This is a genomic window from Pannonibacter carbonis (assembly GCF_003012935.1).
GTDB classification, from domain to species: Bacteria; Pseudomonadota; Alphaproteobacteria; order Rhizobiales; family Stappiaceae; genus Pannonibacter; species Pannonibacter carbonis.
Genome location: NZ_PUDR01000026.1, coordinates 1 through 24,251, shown reverse-complemented (window position 1 = coordinate 24,251; position 24,251 = coordinate 1). Strand labels below are relative to the sequence as shown.

Sequence of the window (24,251 nt, the reverse complement as noted above, 5' to 3'; positions counted from 1 at the left end):
CTAACTGCTTCGCGGCCTGCGGTCATCGCCCGCCGCTGCGTTTTTTCGCGGCGGTCTCCGCCGCCATGTCGGCTGAAATGGACTCGAAACGGGCAATGAAGGCAGCTTGTGCCTGCGACGCCGGTTGCGGGTCGAGGCCGAGGCGCGGCGCATCGGCAGGTCCGGTGCCAAACCCTTTGGGCCGGCCGAAGATCCGCGCGGCTTCCTCGTCGTCAAAGCCGGCCAGTTCCACCGCCTCGAAATAGGCGCAGACGATATCCGCCTTCTTTGCCAGTTTCTTGACCGCGTCGGGAACTTTCGCCGGCAGGCCGAAACGCAGGTGGATCGCCTCCTGCAGCCGTCCCTCGACCAGCTTGTAGTCACCGCCCATGACGGCCTTGAACGGCGAGATCATGTCCCCAATCACATACTCAGGGGCATCGTGCAGCAGCACCGCCAGCCGCCAGTGCGGCGGCAGGTCCGGCTTCAGGCCAAGCGCGATATCCTCGACGACCAGCGAATGCTGGGCGACCGAGAAGGCATGGTCGCCGCGGGTCTGCCCGTTCCAGCGGGCAACGCGGGCAAGCCCATGCGCAATGTCGGAGAGTTCCACATCCAGTGGCGAGGGATCAAGCAGGTCGAGCCGCCGGCCGGACAACATGCGCTGCCAGGCGCGCTTGGGAAGATCGGGTCTGTCGGCAGCCATGCACATGGGTCCGTTGTTTTGTGTCGGCCGGGATCAGCCCTCCGACGACGCTCCCTGCGGCCAGCCGAAGCGGGCGAAGGCCGGCAGGGTTGCCGTCAGGCTGATGTCGCCGCAGCTGAGGTCGGCGCCGTTGTCGAGGGCGGCCTTCACCTTGTCAAGGCGCAGCAGGGCCAGCCCCTGATTGCCTGTGGAGGAGCCGAGCGTGCCCAATTGTTGCTCGCCTGCGATCACCGCCGTTCCTGCTGCGGGGAGGGGCGCGGAGCCGGTCACCTGGATCATCCGCTTGCGCGCGGTTCCCCGGTGCTCCATGCGCGCTACGATTTCCTGGCCGACATAGCAGCCCTTGGAGAAGGACACGCCGGCAAGCTGGTCCATGTCCACGTCATGGGGAAAGGCATCACCAAGCGCGAAATCCTCGCCGGACTGTGGCACCCCGAGCGCGATTCGATGGGCGGTCCAGTCCGCTTCGCTGGCCAGCGTGCTACCGCCGGCCGCAAGCGCTTCGAGCAAACCGGCAGACGGCGCGACAATGCGCAGGCCGAGCGCGTCAAGGCGCGGATCTCGGGCTGTCACCGCTCCGTCCAGCGCGAATGTCGCAGGTCCACCCGCCTCGGGTCCGCCCCAGCACACGGCCACCGCATGGCTCTCGCTGAGATCGGCAATCTCGACCTTTGCCCGCAGCCGGTAAAAGGTCAGCCGCTTGGCAAGATCAGCCGTGACGGCCCGCGCGACGTCGATCAGGAACCCGTCTGCGGTTCGCAGCGCAAGGAAATCGAACAGGATCTTGCCTTGCGGGCTCAATAGCGCCGCAAAACCGGCCTGTCCCGGCTCCAGATGTTCAACGTCGCTGGTGACGAGATTGTTGAGGAAATGCACCACATCCGGACCTGTCAGGCAGAGAACACCCCGGCTTGGCAGCAAGGCATGGCGGATGTCGGACATCGGGATCTCCGGAAAAACACGTAAAGGATGCAGTCCCTTGCAGATAGACCTGCCGCGTCCATCCGGCAAGGGCCGGTCGGGCAGCAGACTGCCGGCAAGCTGCCCTGTCCTGAATCCAGTGGACCCGCTCCGGCGCGCATCTTATGTAACCGTCCTATTCGCAGCGCCAGACCTGCCACCCGAACGCGGAGAATTCACGATGGCCACAATGACAGCAAAGCCGCATGACCTGATCCTGGCAGGGGGCACCGTGGTCAACCAGGACGGGGCGGCGATCCGGGATGTTGCCATCCGGGGTGGCCGTATATCGCTGATCGGGGACCTGCGCTCGGAAGTGGCTGCCGAGCGCATCGACTGCGCCGGGCTCACCATCCTTCCCGGTGTCATCGACACGCAGGTGCATTTCCGCGAGCCGGGCCTGACGCACAAGGAAGACCTGGAGACCGGGTCGCGCGGAGCCGTGATGGGCGGCGTCACCGGCGTGTTCGAGATGCCGAACACCAACCCGAACACCACCTCTGCCGAAACGCTGGCTGCCAAGGTCGCCGCCGGTCATCACCGCATGCACTGCGACTTTGCCTTCTTTGTCGGCGGCACGGCGGAGAACATCGAGGAGATCCCGGCGCTGGAAAAGCTGCCGGGGGCAGCGGGCATCAAGGTGTTCATCGGCTCGTCCACCGGCAACCTGCTGGTCGAGGACGACGAGAACCTCGCCAAGATCCTGAAGCAGATCACCCGCCGCGCCTCGTTCCACTGCGAGGACGAGATGCGCCTGCGCGCCCGCATGGGCGAGCGCGTGCCGGGCGATCCGCGTTCGCATCCGGTCTGGCGCGACGAGACTGCCGCGCTTTTGGCGACCCAGCGTCTGGTGACGCTGGCCCGCCGCCTCGGCAAGCGCGTGCATGTGCTGCACCTGTCGACCGGCGAGGAGATGGAGTATCTCGCCGAGCACAAGGATGTTGCCAGCGTGGAAGTGACGCCGCATCACCTGACGCTCCATGCGCCTGACTGCTACGAGCGCCTTGGCACCTATGCCCAGATGAACCCGCCGGTGCGCGATCTGGCGCATCAGGAGAAGCTGTGGTGGGGCGTCAACCAGGGCATTGCCGACATTCTCGGCTCTGACCACGCGCCGCACACGCGCGAGGAAAAGGATCACGAGTATCCCGGTTCCCATTCCGGCATGACCGGCGTGCAGACGCTCGTCCCGACCATGCTCGACCACGTCAACGCCGGCCGTCTGACGCTGGAGCGCTTCGTCGACATGTCCAGTGCCGGCCCGGCGCGGCTGTTCAACATCGCCCGCAAGGGCCGCATCGCGGTCGGCTATGATGCCGACTTCACGATTGTCGACATGAAGCGCCGCGAGACCATCCGCAATGAATGGATCGCCTCCCGCGCCGGCTGGACGCCCTATGACGGGGTCACCGTCACCGGCTGGCCGGTCGGCACCTTCGTGCGTGGCCGCAAGGTCATGTGGCAGGGCGAGCTGACGGCTCCCTCCACCGGCGAGGTCATCACCTTCCAGGACGCGCTGCCGCAGGGGTGATCCCCTGCTTGGGGCGCGCCAGGGTGTTTTCGGCACCTCGATCCTGACAGACGATTGGCGGTTGGAGTTTTCCTCTCCGCCAATCGTGATTTTGACCATGATGTGACAGATGCCACAGTGCGGCGGGAGTTAAGCGGTTATGAACAGAGCCGTTCGAATTCACACACTTCGGTAACCCAGTTTCCTAACGGTAATTACACGGGACTTCGTTAGGGTCCGGGTCGGGCTTGCACCAGTCGATAGTAACGCGGGGCTCGAGGTCATGGTCAAAAGCGGAAATTCAGCATCGGCGAAGCGCTTCGGTCTCGTCCAGGCACAGGCTATGGACGTCTCCGGCCTGTTGCACACAACGCTCGCTGGGGCTCTGCCTCTGGCGCTTGCCGCTTTTATCGGGCTTGCGACCCTCACCACGGCTGGCGCGACGGAGCGTCCGGGCGATGGCAAGGGCCAGTCAGCGAGCAACCGGCCAGCCACGCAGAAGCTGCAGGCCGTTGCCGGCGCAGTGGCCCAACCGGCTGCAACGGAGGCTGGACCTGACGATCCGCTGCATATCGTGATTTCGCTGCAGGCCCAGTCAATGACAGTCTACCGTGGCCTTGAGGTCGTGGGACAGTCGCCGATTTCGTCCGGCAAGACGGGCCACAGCACGCCGACGGGCGTCTATTCGATCCTGGAAAAGCGCCGCAAGCACTTCTCCAACATCTATGACAACGCGCCGATGCCCTACATGCAGCGCCTGACCTGGTCGGGGATTGCCCTGCACCAGGGCAAGCTGCCGGGCTATCCGGCCTCGCATGGCTGCGTCCGCATGCCGATGGAGTTTGCCCAGTCGCTGTTCGGCATGACCGGGCGCGGCGCGCATGTGGTGATCACCGACGCGCCGGTTGAACCGGTTTCGGTGCGCCATACCGCCCTGCCGCAGCCCTATGAGGCCGGCACCGCTGTTGCCAGCCTGGACCTGCCGATTGTCACCTCGGATTCCGGTCTGCGCGGGTCGATCGTCACAGGCTCGATCGAGCCGGCGAAAGTTCCCGCCAATCAGGCGCTGTCCGACAAGCCGCTGCGCATGATCATCACGCCGAAGGCCGCGGGAAGTGATGTTCACCGGGCCCAGACGCTCCTCAACAAGCTCGGCTTCGATGCCGGCTTTGAGGATGGTGTGATGGGCAAGCGGACACGCGAAGCCATCCGCCAGTTTCAGGCGGGTGCAAACCTGCCGGTGACCGGCAACATGACCACCAGCCTGTTGAAGGCGCTCTATCGTGAGCTCGGTGAAGATGAAACGCTGACGGCCGTCCTGCGCATCCGCCGTGACTTCAAGGACATCTATGAAGCCCCGGTGGCGCTGAAGGATCCGCATCTGCCGCTCGGCACCGTGATCTTCACCACGCTAGGGTTCGAGAAGGGCGACAGCGATGTGACCTGGGTCGCGGTCAATGCCGAGGCGCGTCCTGGCCTGTCGCCGGAAGCGGTGCTGGACCGGGTGAGCCTGCCGAAATCGGTCGCCCGCGACATCGGCCTGATGCTGACGCCCGGCTCGTCGCTGATCGTCACCGACCGCAGCTTTGCCCGCAACACCGGCCTTGGCACCGACTTCGTCGTGACCACGCGCTGACGCCGCCGCCGGGGGCTCCCGGCGGAGCGGATCAAAAAGACCCTCGGTGTCACCCCGGGCGCAGCGAAGCGAAGACCCGGGGCCTACTCGTTCGCAGAGCGGTGATCTTGTTGCTCCATGGACGCAGCCTGTCCCTATCGCCCGGTCTTCGGCATCACGCATAAATTGAGACTCTGCAAGCGAGTAGGCCCCGGCTCGCGCTGCGCTTGGCCGGGGTGACACGGAGTAGGGCCCGGGCAACATGTAACCCTTGCCGTCGTGCCAAAGCCTAAGGTTCCCCCGGCGTCACCCAATTGTCGTCAAGCTCAAGTATCGCTCGCCTCCACGTGAGGTCCTTATCCGGCGAGGGAATCGCTGGACAGGATCGTTCATCCGCCAGTTGATGCGGAAGATGAGGAGGAGCGCATGCCCGCCAGCACTCTGGAGGCCTCCAAGGCCCGTTTGAAGAAAGCCGTGCACCGGTCTAGCGCCACGTCGAAGGACGGGCTGCTGGAACGTCTGTTCACCTTCGCCTTCAAGGGGCTTGTCTATCCGCAGATCTGGGAGGATCCGGATGTCGACATGCAGGCGCTGGAGCTGAAGCGGCATTCGCGCATGGTCACCATCTCGTCGGGTGGCTGCAACGTGATGTCCTACCTCACCGCAGATCCGGCCGAGATCACGGCTGTCGATCTCAACCGGGCCCATGTTGCCCTCGGCCGCCTGAAGCTTGCCGCCGCGCAGCATCTGCCGAACTACGACAGCTTCTACCGCTTCTTCGGTGAAGCCGACGAAAAGGGCAACATCGCCGCCTACGAGCGCTTCCTGAAGCGCAATCTGGACGAGGAAAGCCGCGCCTACTGGGAAGGCCGCGACCTGACCGGCTGGGGCCGCAAACGCATCACCCTGTTCTCGCGCGACCTCTATCACCACGGCCTGCTTGGTTATTGCATCGGCGCCGGGCACTTTATTGCCAAGCTCTATGGTATCGATCCGAAGCATTTCGTGCGCGCCCGGACGCTGGATGAGCAGCGCAGCTATTTCGACACCGCCCTGGCGCCGCTGTTCGACAAGCGGCTGGTCCGTTGGGCGACGTCGAAGAAGATGTCGCTCTATGGTCTCGGCATTCCGCCAGCCCAGTATGAGGCGCTGGTGTCCGCCAGCCCGACCGGCAGCATGTCCGACGTGCTGAAGCAGCGGCTGCAGAAGCTCGCCTGCGACTTCAAGCTCTCCGACAACTACTTCGCCTGGCAGGCGTTCAACCGCGGCTATGCGCCGAACGCCGGTGGCCTGGCCAGCGCACCAGTTGCGTCCGGAACCGGCGAAGCCGGCCCGCTGCCGCCCTATCTGCGCCGCGAGCATTTCGAGACGATCCGTGACCGTGCCGATCGGGTCACTGTGATCAACCGCTCCTTCACCGAGCACCTGGAAGGCCAGGACGAGGACAGCCTGGACGCCTATGTGCTGCTGGATGCGCAGGACTGGATGACCGACGACCAGCTTAACGCCCTGTGGTCCGAAATCACCCGCACCGCCCGGCCGGGCGCGCGCGTCATCTTCCGCACCGCCGCCGAGCCGACCCTGCTGCCGGGCCGCGTGGCCGACGACATTCTGGGCCGCTGGACCTATGAAGAGGCGCGCAGCCTTGACCTCGGCCGTCAGGACCGCTCGTCGATCTATGGAGGCTTCCACCTCTATGTCTACAATGGATAATCCGACGGGCGCCAGCCAGAGCAGCCAGACCGGCAAGACCGGTGAAGCGGCTGCGCTGATGGATCAGGTCTACCGCCACCAGCGCCACTTCTACGACCTGACGCGCAAGTATTATCTCCTCGGCCGCGACCGGCTGATCGACCGGCTCGATCCGCCGGCCGGTGGCAGCGTGCTGGAACTGGGCTGCGGCACGGGACGCAATCTGATTGCCGCTGCCCGCCGCCATCCGGAGGCGCAGTTCTTTGGCCTCGACATCTCGGCCGAGATGCTGGAGACCGCGCGGGCGAACATTGCCCGCGCCGGTCTGTCGTCACGGATCCGGCTCGCCTGCGCCGATGCGACCGACTTTGACGCGGAAGCTCTGTTCGGGCGGGCGACCTTCGACCGGGTGTTCTTCTCCTATGCCCTGTCGATGATCCCGCCCTGGCAGGCGGCGCTGACGGCAGGCCTGAAGGCCCTGTCGCCCGGCGGCACGCTGTCCCTGGTCGATTTCGGCCAGCAGGACAAGCTGCCGCGCTGGTTCAAGGCGCTGCTGTTCGCCTGGCTGGCGAAGTTCCACGTGTCCCCCCGCGCTGACACCGCCGAGGTGGTGAACAACCTTGCCGCCAGCCATGGCGCAACCGCCGCGACGGGCACGCTCTACCGTGGCTATTCCGTTTGGGCGGAGATCCGCAAGGACTGAGTCAGTCGCGCCTGCGCCGTGGTGGCCTTGCCGCCACGGCCTTACTCGCCGGCGACGAAGTAATGCAGCGTGCCGTCGGGGCCGATGCCGACGCGGTAGAACAGCCAGGCGCCATAGGCATCCATCTCGGCAAAGTCGCCAGCCGTCACGATCCGGTACATCTCGACTTTCTGCTGTGGCGTCAGCTTGTCAAACGGGTAGCGGGCGAAATACGGCCAGACATACATTTCCTGCGCCGTGCCGGCATCGACCTTCACCCAGCCCGCCTCAAGAACGTCGAGCAGGATGGCCAGGATTTCCATGCCGTTACCGTCGCCGGAACTGTCCTTCAGAAACGCGATCGGGTCGCCGATCTCGGTCAGCGACAGGGTCGGCATCATTTCATTGCCTTCCAGCACCATGCGCATCTTTTCGACGTCGCCGGAGCGGGCAGCCTCCATCAGTTGCTCGCGCATGCGGGCCACAGGGGTAGGCAGCCCGTCGGCGCCATACCTGACCTCAGGCACAGGCAACTGGTTCTGCTGCGAGGGGGGCTCGTCCAGCGCATCCACGTCGTCCACTGAAGGTGCTGTGTCCTCCGGCTGATCCGTCAGTATGGACGGAACCTGTCCTGCCGGGATCTGTTGCCCGGCCCCCGGAGTGACACTCGGTTCTGCCGAAGGGTTTGTTCCTTGTGGCGTCACCGGCTGCGGCGGATCGATCCGGATGGTTTCCGTCCGCACGGTGGCAGCAGTGGCAGTCCCAGTTGCGGCGGTTGCGCAGAGCGCAGTGCTGGCAAGCAGCAAGGCAAGGCAGACACGTACCATGTGCGGCGGTCTCGAATCCGGGTTTCGTTATCTCTTATTACACGCTGCTCCCCCGTTTCGGCCACAGCTAAGAAGCTGCGATGCTTCGCTTCCCTTCCGCCGATCAATCCGGTAAAGGGCACTTATCCGTTGCCTTCAAGCTGTTAAGGAGCCCATGACCTCCCATCTGGCCTATGCCCTGATCGGTCTATTCATCGGACTTCTGACCAGCGCGCCTGTCGGTGCGGTCAACATCATGGTGTTGCGCCGCGCCTTTCGGTGCGGCTTCTTTTCCGCCTTCCTTGTCGGGCTCGGCGCGGCGCTTGCTGACACGATTTTTGCCACAGCGGCCATTTTCGGTGTCTCCGTGGTCGCGGAGTTCATGGAGGGCCACCGCGGCCTGATCCAGATTGTCGGCGCCGGTGTCCTGGCTGTGTTCGGCCTCGTCATCATGCGCAGCCATCCGCACATCGACAAGGGGCCGCAGGCCCCGCTGGACCATACCGTGTGGCGTGATATGGCCGCCGCCTTTGCTATGGCGATCACCAATCCTGGGGCCATGCTGGGCTTCCTGGCGATCTTCGGCGGGCTGGGCGATTGGGGGCCGGACCCGGAGGACTATGCCGGAGCAGGGGCCATGCTGGCCGGCGTTGTTGCCGGTGCCAGCCTGTGGTGGGCCCTGGTTGCGGGCGGCGTGGCAGCCTTGCGGGACAGGCTGAACGATCGCTGGCTCGACGGCGTCAACCGGCTCGCGGGATTGCTTCTGCTGGCCTTCGCCGCCGCCATCGCTGCGAATGCGCTCTACGAGTGTCTGTGACAGCCCGGAACTCGCATCCAGAATCAATTGGCCCGCCGAGGCGGGCCATTCCTTGCGTTTCCAGGCGCGATCCGGATTACTGCAGGACCCGGTTCACCGAGTAGTCACCGCGCAGGATGCGCTGCGGCAGGCCTTCTGCCAGCTTGGCAACGGCTTCCTCGCCATAGGTGGTGACGAGATCGGCAAGCGCGGTAAACATCGCCGCATGCGCCACCGCATCGGTGTCCACGCCGCAGGCAATTGCCTCTGCCCAGGCATCGCTGATGAAGCCAAGTGCAGCACGACGGATGTCGTCGTCTTCCTGGTACTGCGTATCGGCCGCCATGTCCGTGTAATCGTCGTTGGTCATGCTGTCTCTTTGGCTTCTGGCTGCACCGGTGTGCCGAACCGGCGCGCTACCCTCTCCCGAATCTCGACAAGACCTTACCATGGTCATTCTTCACGGGAAGCGAGTGTGAAGGCATTCTTAAGATCAGCCCACAAATTATACGATCAGGGTTAAGTGCTTGTTAACTTTCAAGGCCTTGTGCGGCCTTGGCCAAAGCCGGCTCAGCGGCTGTAGCGGCTGGTCACATCGCGCACCAGGGCGCTGCCCTCGCTGACATAACTGGTCAGCGCGTCGCGGGCCGCCGGTGTACAGGAATGATAGACCGAGGCAAAGCCCCGGTAGCCATGGTTGAAGCGCTCGACCAGCCGACGCTTGCGCGCCTCGTCTGCGGCTTCGGCGTCCAGCAGCGCTTGCATCTGGTCACGCCATGCCGGCTCATCGGGCCTTGCGCACAGCGGCCGGAGGAAATGCAGCGCACCGAGGATTTCCGACAGTCGCAACAACTGGCGTTCATACGGCGGCTCGTCAGCGGGCGCCTGGGCCCAGCCTTGAGGCGCTGTCAGCAGCAACAGGCATCCGGCAGCCAAAACGGCTGCGACGGTTGCCCGCTGCCTGCGCGCCCTGCTTGGTGCTGTCTGCGTCGCTGCTGTCCGCATCGATCCTGCGCGTCCCTGCCGTCCGGACCCATCCGGAGCTGATTGCGCCGCGATCATGGCGGTGTCGGTGGCGCGGGGCAAGCCGTGTCCAGGAACTATCCGGGGAACTTCAGCAGGCGACGGATCCGTTCTGCCGTTCCCGGGGTCATCTCCAGCCGATCAAGGTCCTCGAGTGCTGTGACCGAAACAGCGGCCGCATCATCACCCGCCAAGGGCAGCGTGTCCGGCGGGCATGCGCCAATGAACACCGACAGGAGATAGCCGGGATGATCTGCGGACCGGCCAGCTTCGAATGTTTCCACCGGGCCGGTGAGCGGCGCCGCAAGACCGGTTTCCTCGCGCAATTCGCGCAAGGCGGCCTCTACGAGGCTTTCGCCCGGCTCCACCCGTCCCCCGGGCAGGCTCCAGGCTCCGGCATAGGGAGCCTTGCCGCGTTTCACCAGCAGCACCTTGCCGGCGCAATGAAGCAGGATGCTGACGCCGGGCACCGGCTTGGATCTAGGCGTCGCTGCCAGACTTGAGGGGGATGCTGCATCGGCGGATGGTTTCGAGCTCATGCGCTCGTCCTGCCATGCCGGACAGGTTCGGGCAAGGGCATGCGGTCGCGGGGCAGGCCATAGGGGCTTGAGTTTTGGCCGGCTCAGGCGAACAGAGCGTCGATTTCCGCCTGGGTCTCTTCGCCGTCGAGCAGCGCGTCGCGGCCGCTGATATGGCCGTGGATGACACCGCTCGCCATGCCGATCAGCGGTTTGATCTGGTGCGTTGCCTGCTCGGCCAACATGTTGGCCACTGTTGCCGGGTCGCCGGCGCTGCGCAATGCGGCCTGGGCGGCCAGGACGGCGGCATTGATCTGCCCCGTCAGATTGTCGAGGTGGCTGCGCAGGCGCACGGGCGCGGCGTGATAGGCAAGGATCGCCAGCTGTCGTTCGGAAAATGTGGAGTTCTCGAAATGCGCTTCGTAATCCGCCGGCTCCCAGGCCAGCACGTCCTCGGCGCAGTCCGGCATTGCCGGCAGCATTTCGAGCAGCATCACCACTTCGTTGAAGTGGTTGAGGTAGTCGGTTGCAAGGCCCGTGGCCGGATTGATGTTGGCATGCTGCAGGCGATCAGCAGCAAGGTCGCCAACACCCAGCACTGGTTCCTCCGCAGCCATGCCTTGCCCCCGTTCCATTCGATCCCTGCACCCTACGCCGCCTTCGTTGCCAAACAACTAACTTAGCGATACCAAGGTCTTCCGCTGGCTGTTCGCCCGACTGCTGCAGGCATGTCCGCAGCCGGCAATCTCGATCGGGATACTGTTATCCATGTGCGGACGCTACACACTGACGGCGACACCGGAAGAGGTGAAGGCACTGTTCGCCTATGAGGACACGCCGAATTTCCCGCCCCGCTACAACATTGCGCCAACCCAGCCCATTGCAATCGTCAGGCAGGACCATGGTCGTCGCCGCTTTGGTCTGGTTCGTTGGGGCCTCGTTCCCTCTTGGGTCAAGGATCCGGCCAGTTTCACGCTTCTTGTCAACGCCCGCACGGAAACAGCGGCGGAAAAGCCGTCCTTTCGGGGCCCCATGCGCCATCACCGCTGTCTCGTTCCCGCCAGCGGCTTCTATGAGTGGCGGCGTCAGGACGGGTCCAGACAGGCCTTCTTCATCCGTCCGAAGGGCGGCGGCCTGGTTGCCTTCGCCGGCCTCTTCGACACCTGGTCCGATCCGGCCGGCGGCGACATGGACACCGGCCTGGTGCTGACAGTTCCAGCCAGTGCGGCTGTATCCGCTGTGCATGACCGCATGCCCGCCATCGTGCCGCCGGAGGACTTCGACGCCTGGCTCGATACGGCGACGATCGACAGCCGCGCTGCGACCCGTCTGCTGCGGCCCGCTCCGGAGGATTTTCTGGACCTCATTCCCGTCTCCTCCCGCGTCAACACCTTTGCCAATGATGATCCAGCTGTGCAGCAGCCGGTTGAAGATGCTGAGCACTCCCCACCGTCTGTCCGGCCCCAACGCCAGTCCCGCAAGGCAGGCCAAGCGGAAGTTGCCAGCCAGTTTGATCTCTTCGCACCGCAAAAAGCGGATCGAAGCTAACCAAACGGCAAGTCTTTGTTGGTAGTTTCTTCCACTACAACAAGAGACGAGGGCAGGGATGAGCAAGACGGGAACAGGGGCGGCCAGTCGGCTGGTCCGGCCAATGCGGCCGGATGACAGCGAGGCTGTAGCCACGCTGTTCACGCGTGTCTTCCGTCCCGGTGCGCCGGCTCCACACCCGGATCTGGCGCCATATCTTGACCGTCTCTGTTTCACCGCACCCGGTTACTCGGCCGAGACCGGCAGCATGGTTTATGACCACCCCTGCACAGGCCTGCGCTCCGCGCTGCTCAGCATTCCCTTTCGGTATTGTCTGGACGGCGACACGATCACAGCCCGTCTGCTGTGCTCGTTCATGGCCGATGGCCGCGAAGGACAGGTCGGGGCTGCTCGTCTCTCGCGTTACTTCCGTGCTGCCAACCACGATCTGCTGATTGCCGACAGCGCTTCCGCCGTCAGCGCTGATCATTGGGTCACCGGCGGCGGTGTGGTTCTCTCCGTGCAGAGCCTCGCCTGGCAACGGGTGTTTCGCCCGGCCCGCGCCGCGGCCCTGCAATTGCGCCGCAGCTTGCCGCGACTTGGCGGCATGGTTGCCCTTGCTCCCCTGGCGCTGGCTGACCGCCCCTTCCGTCATCTCCGGCCAACGCTTGCCGTCGAGGCCGCGCTGGGGCTTGAGGTCGCCTCCGTGGGCGCAGATGCATTCCGCGCCCCTGCCATGGCAATGCTGGCGCGCTTTCGGCTGCATCCGAGCTGGACCGAGCTGGAATTCGGCTGGCTTGCCCGGCTCGCCAGTGAGAACGAGCGCCATGGCCGTCTGCAGTTTCGTCTCATTCGCGATACCGGTGGTGCGACGGTCGGAGGCTTTGTCTTTTATGGTGCAACTGGCCGGCGGGCGGAAGTTCTTAACGTCCTCTGTCATCCGGGCGCGGAGAACGATACGATCACCGCAATGCTGGCCGCTCTCGACGCCGAGGGCTATGCGATGGCTGTAGGCATGGCACAGCCATTCCTCATGAATGCCCTGCAGCGCCACCGTTGGCTCACGCTGAAGCACCGCGGCTTCTGCTGCATCGCCAGCCGGCACGAAACGGCGATGCAGGCGATCCGGGAAGACAGCTTCTACGTCGGCGGCCTTGCCTCTGAAAGCTGGAGCCGCCTGCACGCCGACTTCTGACGCGCCGGACTGTCCTTTTGCCGTCATAGCAGGTAAGAGGCGGCCTCACGACTGACACGAGAGGCAGGATATGAGCGAATTTGATGAGGAGGCCCTGGCCGAGGTCTACAACCGTGGCCTGGAGCTGGAAAAGGCCGGTGATCTCAAGGCAGCCGCCGAGGCCTATTGTCAGGCGCTCGAACTGGATCCGGAAGACCATTGCGGTGCCAGCATTCGCCTCGCCGCCATGGGCGCCGTGGCAACGCCGGAACGCATGCCGGACGCTTATGTCGCCACGCTGTTCGACCAGCACGCCGATGTCTTCGAAGCCATCCTCGTCGACCAGCTCGAATACTGCGTGCCGCTGCTCCTGCGCGAGCAGCTGCGCACCCATGCGCCGGGGCTTTACCCCGCCGTGCTGGATCTGGGCTGCGGCACGGGTCTGACCGGCGAAGCGCTCGCCGATATCAGCGACACCATCACCGGCGTCGATCTCTCCGAACGCATCATAGAGATCGCCTTCGACCGTGAGGTCTACGAAGACCTTTACGTCGGCGAAGCCGTCGCCTTCCTCGAAGAATTCGAAGACGAGGACGGCGGCCGACCGACCTATGACCTCATCGCTGCAACGGATGTAATGCCCTACCTCGGCCGCCTCGAACCGGCAATCGCCGCCGCTGCCGTCCGCCTCAACCCCGGCGGCGTCTTCGGCTTCTCCACCGAGACCCTGCCGGACGACGCCCTGGCCGGTCAGCCCTATATCGTTGGCCCGAAGCGCCGCTTCGCCCATGCGGAAACCTATGTCCGCGAGGTTCTGTCCGCCAATGGCTTTGCCATCCTGGCCATGGACCCGATCACCGTCCGCCTCGAAGACGGCGAGCCCGTCCCCGGCCACCTGATCCTCGCCCGCCGCGGCGGTTGAGCATTTTCAAGGCGCGATGCGTCAGTATCTCGGTGCCTCGGTATAAGTGTTAGCCAGCAGGTGGGATAAGTCCCATCTGCTCTGGTGTTATGAGTTGCGGATTGTACTGCCAGAGGCAATTTTCGAAAGGTTGCAAGCATCAACGTTGATGACCTGGGCAGAATACCACGTTCGGTCTCTCCCTCTTCACAATGACGTCATTGCCCAAAGCTTGCTCTCCCCTTGTGGCGTCAACACGGTAGCTTGTGAGCGTGTGGAAGCCGGAGGGGCGGGCATGCGGTCATTGGTTTCGGCGGTACTGATGCTGGTCGCGCTGATGGGGCAGGGGCTGGTCTTGCCCCAGCCGGCCCTCGCACAGACCGAGGTCGATCTCGAGCTGATTTTGCTGGCCGATGCAACCGGCTCGATCGACGACGACGAGATCCGCTTCCAGCGCCTGGGCTATGCCGAGGCCATCGTCGACCCTGCCGTTCTCTCCGCCATCACGGGCAACATGGTCGGCCGCATCGCGGTCGCCTATGCCGAATGGGCCGGGCCGGGGTCGCAGGACATGGTCGTCGACTGGATGATCATCGACGGTCCCGAAAGCGCCGCCGCTTTTGCCGCCGCCCTCACCGAAGGCCGCCCGCGCAAGGCCTATGGCCGCAACGCCATCGGTTCGGCGCTGCTCTACGGCAAGGCCCAGCTGGAGACAAACGCCTTCACCGGCATGCGCCGCGTCATCGACTTGTCGGCCGACAGCGCCGGCAACTGGGGCGGCCCGGCGATCACCGTGGCGCGTGACGAGGTGGTCAAGGCCGGCATCATCATCAATGGCCTCGCCGTCCTCTGCCGCTTCTGCTCCGGCCGTCCCTCGTCCTACGATCTCGAAGCTGCCTTTGGCGAGATGATCATCGGCGGTCCGGGTTCCTTCGTCGTCAGCGCCGAGAATGCCCAGAGCTTTGCTGCCGCCGTGCGCCGCAAGCTGATCCTCGAGATCGCCGGTGATGTCCCGGCGGGGCGTCTGGCGCGGGTCACCGGGCCCGCGCGGGCCGCCGGACTTGTCATCCAGAACCAGCAACAGGGAGCGATCCGATGAATGACATGACCCCCGTGCCGCGCAAGACGGCCAAGGACTTTCCGCAGGAACTCCTCGACCTCTATGACTTCTACGCCCATGGCAAGATCTCGAAGCGCGAGTTTCTGGAGGGCGCGGCCAAGTTCACCGTCGCGGGCCTGACAGCCGCGATGCTGCTTGATCAGCTGGCCCCCAACTACGCCCTCGCCCAGCAGGTCGCCCCCGACGACGCCGCCATCGCGGCCGAACGCATCACCTATCCCTCGCCCAATGGCCATGGCGAGGTGAACGGCTATCTGGTCCGCCCGGCCACCGCCACGGGCAAGCTCCCGGCCGTACTGGTCATCCACGAGAACCGTGGCCTCAATCCCTATATCGAGGACGTCGCCCGCCGCCTTGCCAAGGCCGGTTTCCTGGCGCTGGCGCCGGACGGGCTGACCTCGGTCGGTGGCTATCCCGGCAATGACGACAAGGGCCGCGAGTTGCAGCAGACTGTCGACGGCACCAAGCTGATGAACGATTTCTTCGCCGGTTTTGAGTTCCTGCTGGCGCATGAGGCCAGCACGGGCAAGGTCGGTGCGGTCGGCTTCTGCTATGGCGGCGGCGTGGTCAATGCCATCGCGGTCGCCTATCCGGAACTGGCCGCCGGCGTGCCTTTCTATGGTCGCCAGCCCAAGCCGGAAGACGTTGCTGCAATCAAGGCACCGCTCCTGATCCAGTATGCCGAACTGGACGAGCGCATCAACGCTGGCTGGCCGGCCTATGAGGAAGCGCTGAAAGCGGCCGGCAAGACCTATACGGCCTATATCTATCCTGGCGTCAACCACGGCTTCCACAACGACACCACGCCGCGCTACGACGCGGCCGCCGCAAAACTCGCCGAAGAGCGCACCATCGCCTTCTTCCAGGAACATCTCAAGTAACGAAAAAGCCCCGCTGCTGTCAGGCAGGGGGGCTTACTTGGCTGTGCGACAGTTTTTGTCACCCCGGCAAGCGCAGCGCCGAGCCGGGGACCACTCGTTTGCAGAGCGACGAGTGGGGCTACCGCGTTGACTTGGCCGACGTGCTGAAAGTCGGTGGGCCGCCCCGATCAAGAATCAAGGCTCAAGGCATGAGTAGGCCCCGGCTCTCGCGTTGCTCGGCCGGGGTGACACAGAGCAAGTCAACGGCCCTCAGGGCAATTGCAACCCGCCACCTTCCGTCGCACCTCAGGTTTCAGCGATCTCCGTCGCCTCGATCTTGATGTCGAAGCCTTCCAGGCCGACGTAGTGCCGCTCGCGCGAGGACAGGAGGCGGATCGAGGTGACGCCGAGATCCTTGAGGATCTGCGCGCCGAGGCCCACTTCGCGCCACTGCTCCTGGCGCACCTGCGCCGAGCCATGCTCTTCGGTTTCCGCCGCTTCCAGATCGGAGCGGGCGCGCTTGGACTGGCGGGCAACGCCTACAGAGCCTTCGCGCAGGAACACGATCACGCCGCGGCCCCGGTCGGCAAAGCTCTTCATCACCGCGTCGAGCGGCTGGGCAGCGCCGAAGACATCGTCCAGCACCGATTCCAGCTGCAGGCGCACCGGCACGTTGCGGCCATCGAGAATGTCGCCATAGATGACGGCCACGTGGTGCATCGGGTCATAGGGCGTGGCGTAGGTGACGGCATAGGCAGGGCCTGCCACGGTCTGCACGGGCTGCTCGTTGACACGCTCGATCAGGCGTTCGGTGCGCTGGCGCCAGGCGATGAGGTCGGAGACGGAGACCATCTTGAGCCCGTGCTCGGCGGCGAATTCCGCCACCTGTGCGCCGCGCTTGACGCTGCCATCGTCATTGACCAGCTCGCAGATGACGCCGACCGGCTCGAGGCCGGCCAGACGGCACAGGTCGACGGCAGCTTCGGTGTGGCCGGAGCGCATCAGCACGCCGCCTTCCTTGGCAATCAGCGGGAAGACGTGGCCGGGGCGCACGAAGTCGGAGGGGCCTGCGTTCGGATTGGCCAGACCGCGCACGGTGGCGCAGCGCTCGTCGGCGGAAATGCCGGTGGTGAGCCCGTGCCGGTAATCGACGGAGATGGTGAAAGCGGTGGCAAGCGGCGCGTCATTGCTGGCCACCATCGGATCAAGGCGCAGCCGCTTGGCCGCTTCGACGGTCATCGGCGCGCAGACGATACCGGAGGTGTGGCGCACGATGAAGGCCATCTGCTCCGGCGTCACCTTGGTCGCGGCGACGATCAGGTCGCCCTCGTTCTCGCGGTCGTCATCATCGGTGACGACGACAATCTCGCCGCGCTCAAAGGCGCGGATCGCTTCGGCTACACGGGCCTGGGACACGGGATGCTCCTTCGTGGTGGATAGGCCGAGAAAATCATTCGGCGTTACCGCACCGCCCGTGGCCTCGGCGATCTTGCGGGCCATGTCCCGCGACACCCAGGCACCGGGATCGTTGCAGAGCGCGGTGACCGAGGCAGGCGAAAGCCCTGCGCGGCGCGCAAAGGCGCTGCGGCTTTCCCCGGTCTGTGCAAGCCAATGATCCAGTCTCATGCGCAGAGCCTAGCGCAGGACCTATTCAGTCGCAAGGAAATAGATGAGGAGTTTTCAGTCTCGCTGAAATCAACCCACCTGACCGCGATGGCGCAGGAAATGGTCGGCCAGGACGCAGGCCAGCATGGCCTCGCCCACCGGCACGGCGCGAATGCCGACGCAAGGGTCGTGGCGGCCCTTCGTCATCACGTCCACCTCTTCCCCCTGCCGGGTGACGGACTGGCGCAGGTTAAGGATTGACGAGGTCGGCTTCACGGCAAAGCGGGCAACGATTGGCTGGCCGGAGGAAATGCCCCCCAGGATGCCGCCGGCATTGTTGGAGAGGAAACGCGGGGCGGTGTCACCGGCGCGCATCTCGTCCGCATTGTCCTCACCGGTCAGGCTCGCCGCGTCGAAGCCGTTGCCGATCTCCACGGCCTTGACCGCATTGATCGACATCAGCGCGCTGGCGATGTCCTGGTCGAGCTTGCCATAGAGCGGCGCACCAAGACCGGCCGGAACGCCTTCGGCGACGACTTCGATGACCGCGCCGACGGAGGAACCGGCCTTGCGGATGCCGTCGAGATACTCGGCGTAGAAGGCCGCCATCTTCGCGTCCGGGCAGAAGAAGGGGTTGTTGTCGACTTCCGCCCAGTCCCAGGCGGCGCGGTCGATCCTGTGCGGGCCCATCTGCACCAGCGCGCCGCGAATGGTGACGCCGGGAATGATCTTGCGGGCAACAGCGCCAGCGGCCACGCGCATCGCGGTCTCGCGCGCGGAGGAGCGGCCGCCGCCGCGATAGTCGCGGATGCCGTACTTGGCGTCATAGGTGTAGTCGGCGTGACCGGGGCGATAGCTCGCCTTGATCTCGGAATAGTCCTTGGAGCGCTGGTCGGTGTTCTCGACAAAGAGCGAGATCGGCGTGCCGGTGGTCTTCTGCACCCCGTCCTCGTCGATCATGACGCCGGAGAGGATCTTCACCTGGTCCGGCTCCTGCCGCTGGGTGGTGAAGCGGTTCTGCCCCGGCTTGCGCTTGTCCATGAAGCCCTGGATGTCGGCTTCCGTCAGCGGGATCAGCGGCGGGCAGCCGTCCACCACGCAGCCGATGGCCGGGCCGTGGCTTTCGCCCCAGGTGGTGAAACGGAACAGATGGCCGAAAGAATTGTGCGACATGGACAGCCCGGACGGAACAACAGGAAAGGCAGGCCGGTTCTAGGCGGGTTTGGCGGCAGCGTCAAATGATTGGCCACCGGCATGACCGCCCGGCAAGGGCCGTTGCAGGGCCTGTTCCAGCTCCTTCTGCCTCTGCTTGAAGTCACGCGCGGCCAGCGCCAGACCGCCATTGGCGCCATCGACGAAATGCACATGCTGGCTGGCAGAAAAGTCGGAGACATAGCAGGTCATCAAGGCCTGATCGGCTTCGGTCAGGCCGTAGATGAGACGGCCAGCCGCGTATTCCTGCGCCAGATACGTCTTCAGTGCCTCCGCCTGAGCCTCGCTCACGTCGATCACCAGCCGCAGCGTATCGTCGAACTTGCGGAAGTCGGTGTTGAGCTGCATCTCGCGCATGTAGCGGACAGGCTCGAGTGATCCGAGCCGCCAGCCGCTCCAGCGGGCGAAGCGGACAAGCGCGACCAGCACCAGTGTCCTCAGGATCAGGAATGGCGACAGGCTGCCGCCCGTGAACAGCCGGACTTGCGTCGCCAGCCTATCGGGCACTGCCCGCATGCGCAGTGTTTCGTCCTGGACGGGCGCTTCCTGCGGCTCGCTGGCCCGCGCATCAACGCCGGCATGGTCGCTGAGGCCGCGCATCAACCCTGCAAGGCCCTCCGGTCCGGCAGCTTCGGTGGTCCGGACCATGAGCGACACGATGCGGCCATTGCGGGCGCGCAGCGGTTCCCAGTTGCAGGAAAAGCCGGTGAGGTCGGGTGTTGCGGGGTTCGGGTCCGTGATGCGATAGGCCGCGCCCTGCAACTCATCCTTCAGCCAGCGCTCGGCCAGCATCAGTCCGTCCCCGCTGACCATGGCGAGGAAGTTGCCCGGGCTCAGCTCGAACTTGCGCAGGCGGATGTCGGCCCCTGCCGCCCTGAGATCAGAGACGGGGATCAACGCCACCCGCAACTCCAGCCCGGCCGCCTCGCGGGCCAGTCGCGCAACGCCTGCAAGCGCTTCAGCGGCAGAGGCCTGTCCGGACGCCGGCAGCAACACCATCGCGCCGTCCCCGCCAAACACGAAAGGCAGCCGGTCGCGCCCGAGCCGGTTGAGCAGGGCGGAAATCACCGCCACGCCGATCATGTTGACGTCCTTGTAGCGCCCGGCCGCAATCGCTTCGGTCGAGCGCACAATGTCGGCCGCCGCAACCAGCCACGCATCGGGAACAGACCGATAGGCCTCGCCATCCGCAACCCCGCCAAAATCCGCAAAGGCGGGAAGATCCAGATAGAAGTCCTCGTCCCTCATCCGCGCAGATCCCTTTCCACTGGCCGATACATGGGCCGATACATGGGCCGACTTTGGCACGCTGCTCGCCAACGGCCTACAGCTTCGCACGGGATATTCCGGCGCTGCCGTGAAAACGCCTTTTGGTTCCGATATAGGCACGTATAAAGTCGCCGGATCCGTGTTCCAGATCACGTCTGCGGCATGAGAATGATCGTTTGAGGCAAGCATCAGTCCTGGCTGCCGCAGGCTGCGGTGCCCAGTCGGAGTTGAACATGAAGTCCATTTTCAAGGGGCTGGCCGCACTTGGCCTTGCTATCTTTCTCGCCGGCGCGCAGATCTCGGGAGCTGTTGCAGACGAAGCCGAAGGCAAGATTGCCGAGATCAACCCGGAAACCGCAACGATCACGCTGACCGATGGTCAGGTCTACCATTTCCCGGTCGATTTCTACGTCGATGACCTGAAGCCCGGCCAGCTCGTGCGCGTCTTCTACGACGTCGACGGCTCCAAGAAGATGCTCTACGACCTGCAGATCCAGTAGGCGGGCACGGCCCGGCTGCCGCCCTACACCAGCGTGAGGCGGCCGTCGTCCCAGACATAGACCACGTCCTGCGGCACATCGAGGCGCGGAACTGCAGCCGGTTCCAGCCCCTCCAGCAGCCCGCGCAGCACGCGGATGACACCGCCATGGATCACCGCCACCATCGGCCGGTCCACGCTGGTGAGCCAGCCGCCGATGCGGGTGGTCAGCATGGCGTAGCTTTCCCCGCCCGGCGGTGTGAAGCCCCATTTGTCCGCCCGCCGCGCCGCCACACGGTCCGGATCACTGACCGCCAGTTCCTCGACCGTGAAGCCTTCCCAGGTGCCGAAGGTGATCTCCTTCAGCCGGTCATCCAGCGCGTAGGCCGCCGCATCAAGGCCCATGGCTCCGCGGATGAGTTCCATCGTCTCCCGCGTGCGCCCCAGCGGCGAGGCCACGAAATCGAACGCCTCCGCCTGCCAGCCCTTTGAAGCCAGGAAGCTGGCCAGCGCCAGGCCGTTGCGTCGGGCCTGGCCGCGCCCCGTATCATTCAGCGGAATGTCCTTCTGCCCCTGCATGCGGCCTTCCGCATTCCAGTCGGTCTGGCCATGGCGGATGAAGATGAGGCGATCAGGGAGGCCGGTAGAGGGGAGGCCGGTAGAGGGGAGGCCGGTAGAGGGAAGGCCGGTGGACATGGGCGAATCCAGCGTGAGGAGGAAACGGGAAGGGCGGGCAGCGTTCCTGTGCCCGAGCGCCCGCAGCCCTGTCAATGCCAGCCTGGCACACCGGCCCTCACAAATACGAAACCCCGGCCCATGGGAATGGACCGGGGGTGTATTTTTCAGGCTCGCCACGTCATCCCGGACGCAGCGAAGCGAAGATCCGGGACCGGAGAGCCAGAGCCTGTCGGCTACTCTCTCATTGAAACAACGGAAACATCGACCCTCCGGTCCCGGCTCGAGCTGGCGCTCGTCCGGGATGACGCCGGTGAGGTCCCAGCCTGCTCCGCAGCCGACAGGATCAGTCCTTGACGACGGAAATGTCCGGCGCGTCGACGGCCTTCATGCCGACGACATGGTAACCGCAGTCCACATGCTGGATCTCGCCGGTCACGCCACGGCCAAGGTCAGAGCACAGGAACAGGGCGGCATCGCCCACTTCCTCGATGGTGACCGTGCGGCGCAGCGGGGCGTTGTACTCGTTCCACTTCAGGATATAGCGGAAGTCGCCAATGCCCGAGGCGGCGAGTGTCTTGATCGGGCCGGCCGAGATGGCGTTGACGCGGATGTTCTTCGGGCCGAGGTCAACGGCGAGATACTTCACGCTCGCTTCCAGCGCCGCCTTGGCAACGCCCATGACGTTGTAATGCGGCATGACCTTCTCGGCGCCGTAATAGGTCAGCGTCAGGATCGAACCGCCGTCGGTCATCAGCTTTTCCGCGCGCTGGGTGACAGCGGTCAGCGAATAGCAGGAGATGTCCATCGTGCGGGCAAAGTTGCCCGGCGTGGTGTCGACATAGCGGCCGGTCAGTTCGTCCTTGTCGGAGAAGGCAATGGCGTGCACGAGGAAATCGATCTTGCCCCAGGTCTTTTCCAGATGGGCAAACACCTCGTCGATGCTGGCTGCATCAGTCACGTCGCAATGGCCGGCAACGATGGCGCCCAGCTGTTCGGCAAGCGGTTCGACGCGCTTCTTCAGCGCCTCGCCCTGATAGGTCAGCGCAAGCTCGGCACCGGCGTCGGAAAGGGCCTTGGCGATGCCCCAGGCAATCGACCGGTTGTTCGCAACGCCCATGATCAGGCCGCGTTTGCCGTTCATAAGTCCGCGCGTGTCCGCCATCATTCTCTCCAGATGCGTATGCCTTTAGTCTGCCCGGCGGGCTGGCCTCCTATGGCACAGGCCCCTTGCTGCTTCAAGTCATCCCCGTGGGCCTGCGGCTCTGCGAAGTCTGGACCGGCGGCTTGCGATATGGTAGCGGCCCCACACCTGCCTGGCCTGTCCGAGGGCCGTCCGCTTGAGGAGTGACGTGAATGGCTGAACTCGACCACGCTGCCCGTTTTGCCGAGCTGATCGGTGCCGCGAATGTGCTCACCGCGGCCTCCGACAAGGCGCCGTTTCTCGTCGAATGGCGTGATCTCTACCAGGGCGTGACGCCGATGGTGCTGCGTCCGGGCACGACGGACGAGGTCAGCGCGGTGCTGAAATATGCCGACGCAAACGGCCTCAAGATCGTACCCCAGGGTGGCAACACGGGCCTCGTCGGCGGCCAGATCCCCAAGGAATCCGGGGAGGAAATCGTCCTTTCGCTGGCAAGGCTGAACCGCGTGCGCAACGTTGATCCGCAAGGCTTCACCATCACCGTCGAGGCTGGCGTGGTGCTGGAGACGCTGCAGCGCGAGGCAGATGCCGTCGACCGGCTGTTCCCGCTGGCGCTGGGCTCGCAAGGGTCCTGCCAGATCGGTGGCAACCTCTCCACCAACGCCGGCGGCACCGCTGTTCTGGCCTATGGCAACAGCCGCGATCTGGTCCTTGGCCTCGAGGTCGTGATGGCCAATGGCGATGTCTGGAACGGTCTCAGGGCCCTTCGCAAGGACAATACCGGTTACGATCTGAAACACATGTTTATCGGTGGTGAGGGCACTCTGGGGGTGATCACGGCCGCCACGCTCAAGCTTTTCCCCAAGCCGAAGAAGCTGGAAGTGGCCTTCATCGGCCTGTCGAGCCCGGAAGCGGCGCTGGACCTGTTCTCCACCGCCAAGGCGCAGGCCGGACCGATTCTCACCGGTTTCGAGATCATGCCGCGCGTCGGGCTGGAGTTCTGCATCCGCCATCTGCCCGGCGCCCGCGATCCGCTCGCCGGCACCCATCCCTGGTATGTGCTGATGGAACTGTCCTCGGGCACCGAGGCCTTCCCGGTGCGGGACCTCCTGGAGTCGATCCTGGGCGAAGCCTACGAGAAGGGTCTTGTCGAGGACGCGGCCTTTGCCGAATCCATGGCCCAGGCCCAGGACTTCTGGCACATCCGCCACGGCATGTCGGAGGTGCAGCGCGCCGAGGGCGGCTCGATCAAGCACGACGTGTCCGTGCCCGTCGCCTCGATCCCGGCCTTCCTCGCCAAGGCGATTGCCGCCGTCGAAGCCATGGTCCCCGGCTGCCGCCCGGTGCCCTTCGGCCATCTCGGCGATGGCAACATCCACTTCAACGTCAGCCAGCCGATCGGCGCCGACAAGGAAGCCTACATCGCCCGCTGGGACGAGATGAACGCCCTCGTCCATGGCATCGTGAACGAGTTCAACGGCTCCATCTCCGCCGAACACGGCATCGGCCGCCTGAAGCGCGACCTCCTGCGCGAGGTAAAGAGCCCGCTCGAACTCGACCTGATGCAACGCATCAAATCCGCCTTCGACCCCAACAACACGCTGAACCCTGGACGGGTGCTGTAAGGGGCGCATTCAGGAAAGCGGGCGGACAGCCTGACCCGGGTTGCCGAAGTGTGCCGCCCATGGCCACCACCTTCCGCCCACCCTCCGCGGTCATCCCCGCCTCGTGCGGGGATCCAGCGTCCAGGGTCCGGCTGACCAGAAGTGTGCACCATCCCCCCAGCCCGCATGGATCCCCGCACAAGGCACGGCTGTCCGGTTTAAGTTTGTAGGCCTGGGAGTTGCATCTGCCTTGTGTCATTTGGCGGGGTTGGCGGGGCTTTGCTGAGGTGGTCGATTGGCCGTTTGTGCATGATGTTGAGGCGCAGGAGGCGGGCAAAGGCGCGGGGCTGAGGGATTGCGCGCTGGGTGGCATGGACGATGCGCAGCAGGATGTA

General features: G+C 64.8%; 24 protein-coding genes. 12 read left to right on the top strand and 12 right to left on the bottom strand.

The genetic code is table 11. The annotated features are described in order from the left end of the window. Window positions 1-22 precede the first annotated feature (22 nt). Window positions 23-685, bottom strand: coding sequence for an HD domain-containing protein (locus C8348_RS21670; RefSeq protein WP_106755403.1), 663 nt, complete (start codon window positions 683-685; stop codon window positions 23-25). Window positions 686-718: 33 nt separating this feature from the next. Continuing rightward, complete coding sequence (gene ygfZ / locus C8348_RS21665) at window positions 719-1,627, bottom strand: CAF17-like 4Fe-4S cluster assembly/insertion protein YgfZ (protein ID WP_106755392.1); 909 nt, start codon at window positions 1,625-1,627, stop codon at window positions 719-721. Between the two features lie 199 nt (window positions 1,628-1,826). Here ygfZ and C8348_RS21660 point away from each other — a divergent pair, with 199 nt between their 5' ends. The 4 genes from C8348_RS21660 (at window position 1,827) to C8348_RS21645 (ending at window position 7,165) form a co-directional block, all read left to right on the top strand. Continuing rightward, on the top strand, window positions 1,827-3,176 hold the full coding sequence (locus C8348_RS21660) for a dihydroorotase (protein ID WP_425270842.1): 1,350 nt from the start codon (window positions 1,827-1,829) through the stop codon (window positions 3,174-3,176). 262 nt (window positions 3,177-3,438) lie between these two features. Further along, window positions 3,439-4,791: a L,D-transpeptidase gene (locus C8348_RS21655; protein ID WP_208983857.1), complete on the top strand. Its 1,353-nt coding sequence runs from the start codon at window positions 3,439-3,441 to the stop codon at window positions 4,789-4,791. Window positions 4,792-5,196: 405 nt separating this feature from the next. Next, entirely contained in the window at window positions 5,197-6,483 is a 1,287-nt protein-coding gene (locus C8348_RS21650; protein ID WP_106755390.1) for a BtaA family protein, read from the top strand. Then, entirely contained in the window at window positions 6,476-7,165 is a 690-nt protein-coding gene (locus C8348_RS21645; protein ID WP_208983860.1) for a class I SAM-dependent methyltransferase, read from the top strand. Before C8348_RS21650 ends, C8348_RS21645 begins: the two co-directional genes overlap by 8 nt. A gap of 41 nt (window positions 7,166-7,206) precedes the next feature. Here the strand turns inward: C8348_RS21645 and C8348_RS21640 are convergent, their stop codons facing one another. Further along, complete coding sequence (locus tag C8348_RS21640) at window positions 7,207-7,971, bottom strand: hypothetical protein (RefSeq protein WP_208983856.1); 765 nt, start codon at window positions 7,969-7,971, stop codon at window positions 7,207-7,209. Window positions 7,972-8,125: 154 nt separating this feature from the next. On the opposite strand from C8348_RS21640, the gene C8348_RS21635 reads away from it, so the two are divergent. Further along, a complete protein-coding gene (locus C8348_RS21635) occupies window positions 8,126-8,767 on the top strand; it encodes a LysE family translocator (protein WP_106755389.1) in 642 nt (213 codons plus the stop codon). Between the two features lie 76 nt (window positions 8,768-8,843). Here C8348_RS21635 and C8348_RS21630 read toward each other — a convergent pair whose 3' ends face one another. The 4 genes from C8348_RS21630 to C8348_RS21615 form a co-directional block, all read right to left on the bottom strand. After that, complete coding sequence (locus tag C8348_RS21630; protein WP_106755388.1) at window positions 8,844-9,116, bottom strand: hypothetical protein; 273 nt, start codon at window positions 9,114-9,116, stop codon at window positions 8,844-8,846. A 200-nt stretch (window positions 9,117-9,316) separates the two neighbouring features. Beyond that, a complete protein-coding gene (locus tag C8348_RS21625; protein WP_106755387.1) occupies window positions 9,317-9,751 on the bottom strand; it encodes a TIGR02301 family protein in 435 nt (144 codons plus the stop codon). A 95-nt stretch (window positions 9,752-9,846) separates the two neighbouring features. Beyond that, window positions 9,847-10,308, bottom strand: a complete 462-nt coding sequence (locus C8348_RS21620; RefSeq protein WP_106755386.1) for an NUDIX hydrolase — start codon at window positions 10,306-10,308, stop codon at window positions 9,847-9,849. 83 nt (window positions 10,309-10,391) lie between these two features. Further along, entirely contained in the window at window positions 10,392-10,904 is a 513-nt protein-coding gene (locus C8348_RS21615; RefSeq protein WP_106755385.1) for a hypothetical protein, read from the bottom strand. A gap of 151 nt (window positions 10,905-11,055) precedes the next feature. Here C8348_RS21615 and C8348_RS21610 point away from each other — a divergent pair, with 151 nt between their 5' ends. The 5 genes from C8348_RS21610 to yghX all read left to right on the top strand — a co-directional run bounded on the left by C8348_RS21610 (window position 11,056) and on the right by yghX (window position 15,890). Continuing rightward, window positions 11,056-11,835 (top strand): SOS response-associated peptidase, encoded by a 780-nt coding sequence (locus tag C8348_RS21610; protein ID WP_106755384.1) that lies wholly within the window; start codon window positions 11,056-11,058, stop codon window positions 11,833-11,835. 58 nt (window positions 11,836-11,893) lie between these two features. Next, a complete protein-coding gene (locus tag C8348_RS21605; RefSeq protein ID WP_157950504.1) occupies window positions 11,894-13,009 on the top strand; it encodes a GNAT family N-acetyltransferase in 1,116 nt (371 codons plus the stop codon). A gap of 70 nt (window positions 13,010-13,079) precedes the next feature. Next, window positions 13,080-13,910 carry a methyltransferase gene (locus C8348_RS21600; RefSeq protein ID WP_106755382.1) on the top strand — a complete coding sequence of 277 codons (831 nt, stop codon included), beginning with the start codon at window positions 13,080-13,082 and terminating at the stop codon, window positions 13,908-13,910. Window positions 13,911-14,184: 274 nt separating this feature from the next. Continuing rightward, window positions 14,185-14,988 (top strand): DUF1194 domain-containing protein, encoded by an 804-nt coding sequence (locus tag C8348_RS21595; protein WP_106755381.1) that lies wholly within the window; start codon window positions 14,185-14,187, stop codon window positions 14,986-14,988. Window positions 14,989-15,002: 14 nt separating this feature from the next. Then, window positions 15,003-15,890 carry a YghX family hydrolase gene (yghX, locus tag C8348_RS21590; protein WP_106755399.1) on the top strand — a complete coding sequence of 296 codons (888 nt, stop codon included), beginning with the start codon at window positions 15,003-15,005 and terminating at the stop codon, window positions 15,888-15,890. Between the two features lie 285 nt (window positions 15,891-16,175). On the opposite strand, the gene ribB is transcribed toward yghX, so the two are convergent. The 3 genes from ribB to C8348_RS21575 form a co-directional block, all read right to left on the bottom strand. Next, complete coding sequence (gene ribB / locus C8348_RS21585; RefSeq protein WP_106755380.1) at window positions 16,176-17,495, bottom strand: 3,4-dihydroxy-2-butanone-4-phosphate synthase; 1,320 nt, start codon at window positions 17,493-17,495, stop codon at window positions 16,176-16,178. A 69-nt stretch (window positions 17,496-17,564) separates the two neighbouring features. Further along, window positions 17,565-18,647 carry a chorismate synthase gene (gene aroC, locus C8348_RS21580; protein ID WP_106755379.1) on the bottom strand — a complete coding sequence of 361 codons (1,083 nt, stop codon included), beginning with the start codon at window positions 18,645-18,647 and terminating at the stop codon, window positions 17,565-17,567. Between the two features lie 39 nt (window positions 18,648-18,686). Continuing rightward, window positions 18,687-19,934 (bottom strand): DUF3095 domain-containing protein, encoded by a 1,248-nt coding sequence (locus C8348_RS21575; RefSeq protein WP_157950503.1) that lies wholly within the window; start codon window positions 19,932-19,934, stop codon window positions 18,687-18,689. A 254-nt stretch (window positions 19,935-20,188) separates the two neighbouring features. On the opposite strand from C8348_RS21575, the gene C8348_RS21570 reads away from it, so the two are divergent. After that, window positions 20,189-20,455 carry a DUF1344 domain-containing protein gene (locus tag C8348_RS21570; protein WP_106755377.1) on the top strand — a complete coding sequence of 89 codons (267 nt, stop codon included), beginning with the start codon at window positions 20,189-20,191 and terminating at the stop codon, window positions 20,453-20,455. A 23-nt stretch (window positions 20,456-20,478) separates the two neighbouring features. Here C8348_RS21570 and C8348_RS21565 read toward each other — a convergent pair whose 3' ends face one another. Beyond that, window positions 20,479-21,129, bottom strand: coding sequence for a histidine phosphatase family protein (locus C8348_RS21565; protein WP_106755376.1), 651 nt, complete (start codon window positions 21,127-21,129; stop codon window positions 20,479-20,481). 325 nt (window positions 21,130-21,454) lie between these two features. After that, the gene (gene fabI / locus C8348_RS21560; protein WP_106755375.1) at window positions 21,455-22,273 is read right to left on the bottom strand and encodes an enoyl-ACP reductase FabI; all 819 of its coding nucleotides are present in this window, start codon (window positions 22,271-22,273) and stop codon (window positions 21,455-21,457) included. A gap of 191 nt (window positions 22,274-22,464) precedes the next feature. Between fabI and C8348_RS21555 the strand changes: the two genes are divergently transcribed. Next, window positions 22,465-23,877 (top strand): FAD-binding oxidoreductase, encoded by a 1,413-nt coding sequence (locus C8348_RS21555; protein WP_106755374.1) that lies wholly within the window; start codon window positions 22,465-22,467, stop codon window positions 23,875-23,877. The last annotated feature ends 374 nt before the right edge of the window (window positions 23,878-24,251 follow it).

Bases quoted from the DNA above. Each gene is read 5' to 3' on its own strand.
- C8348_RS21570 (WP_106755377.1), top strand. From the start codon at position 20,189: ATGAAGTCCATTTTCAAGGGGCTGGCCGCACTTGGCCTTGCTATCTTT.
- C8348_RS21635 (WP_106755389.1), top strand. From the start codon at position 8,126: ATGACCTCCCATCTGGCCTATGCCCTGATCGGTCTATTCATCGGACTT.
- C8348_RS21645 (WP_208983860.1), top strand. From the start codon at position 6,476: ATGGATAATCCGACGGGCGCCAGCCAGAGCAGCCAGACCGGCAAGACC.
- ygfZ (WP_106755392.1), bottom strand. From the start codon at position 1,627: ATGTCCGACATCCGCCATGCCTTGCTGCCAAGCCGGGGTGTTCTCTGC.
- C8348_RS21655 (WP_208983857.1), top strand. From the start codon at position 3,439: ATGGTCAAAAGCGGAAATTCAGCATCGGCGAAGCGCTTCGGTCTCGTC.
- C8348_RS21640 (WP_208983856.1), bottom strand. From the start codon at position 7,971: ATGGTACGTGTCTGCCTTGCCTTGCTGCTTGCCAGCACTGCGCTCTGC.
- C8348_RS21620 (WP_106755386.1), bottom strand. From the start codon at position 10,308: ATGAGCTCGAAACCATCCGCCGATGCAGCATCCCCCTCAAGTCTGGCA.
- C8348_RS21650 (WP_106755390.1), top strand. From the start codon at position 5,197: ATGCCCGCCAGCACTCTGGAGGCCTCCAAGGCCCGTTTGAAGAAAGCC.
- C8348_RS21605 (WP_157950504.1), top strand. From the start codon at position 11,894: ATGAGCAAGACGGGAACAGGGGCGGCCAGTCGGCTGGTCCGGCCAATG.
- C8348_RS21670 (WP_106755403.1), bottom strand. From the start codon at position 685: ATGGCTGCCGACAGACCCGATCTTCCCAAGCGCGCCTGGCAGCGCATG.
- C8348_RS21565 (WP_106755376.1), bottom strand. From the start codon at position 21,129: ATGTCCACCGGCCTTCCCTCTACCGGCCTCCCCTCTACCGGCCTCCCC.
- C8348_RS21610 (WP_106755384.1), top strand. From the start codon at position 11,056: ATGTGCGGACGCTACACACTGACGGCGACACCGGAAGAGGTGAAGGCA.
- C8348_RS21600 (WP_106755382.1), top strand. From the start codon at position 13,080: ATGAGCGAATTTGATGAGGAGGCCCTGGCCGAGGTCTACAACCGTGGC.
- C8348_RS21555 (WP_106755374.1), top strand. From the start codon at position 22,465: ATGGCTGAACTCGACCACGCTGCCCGTTTTGCCGAGCTGATCGGTGCC.
- C8348_RS21575 (WP_157950503.1), bottom strand. From the start codon at position 19,934: ATGAGGGACGAGGACTTCTATCTGGATCTTCCCGCCTTTGCGGATTTT.
- fabI (WP_106755375.1), bottom strand. From the start codon at position 22,273: ATGGCGGACACGCGCGGACTTATGAACGGCAAACGCGGCCTGATCATG.
- aroC (WP_106755379.1), bottom strand. From the start codon at position 18,647: ATGTCGCACAATTCTTTCGGCCATCTGTTCCGTTTCACCACCTGGGGC.
- C8348_RS21595 (WP_106755381.1), top strand. From the start codon at position 14,185: ATGCGGTCATTGGTTTCGGCGGTACTGATGCTGGTCGCGCTGATGGGG.
- C8348_RS21660 (WP_425270842.1), top strand. From the start codon at position 1,827: ATGGCCACAATGACAGCAAAGCCGCATGACCTGATCCTGGCAGGGGGC.
- C8348_RS21625 (WP_106755387.1), bottom strand. From the start codon at position 9,751: ATGCGGACAGCAGCGACGCAGACAGCACCAAGCAGGGCGCGCAGGCAG.
- C8348_RS21615 (WP_106755385.1), bottom strand. From the start codon at position 10,904: ATGGCTGCGGAGGAACCAGTGCTGGGTGTTGGCGACCTTGCTGCTGAT.
- C8348_RS21630 (WP_106755388.1), bottom strand. From the start codon at position 9,116: ATGACCAACGACGATTACACGGACATGGCGGCCGATACGCAGTACCAG.
- ribB (WP_106755380.1), bottom strand. From the start codon at position 17,495: ATGAGACTGGATCATTGGCTTGCACAGACCGGGGAAAGCCGCAGCGCC.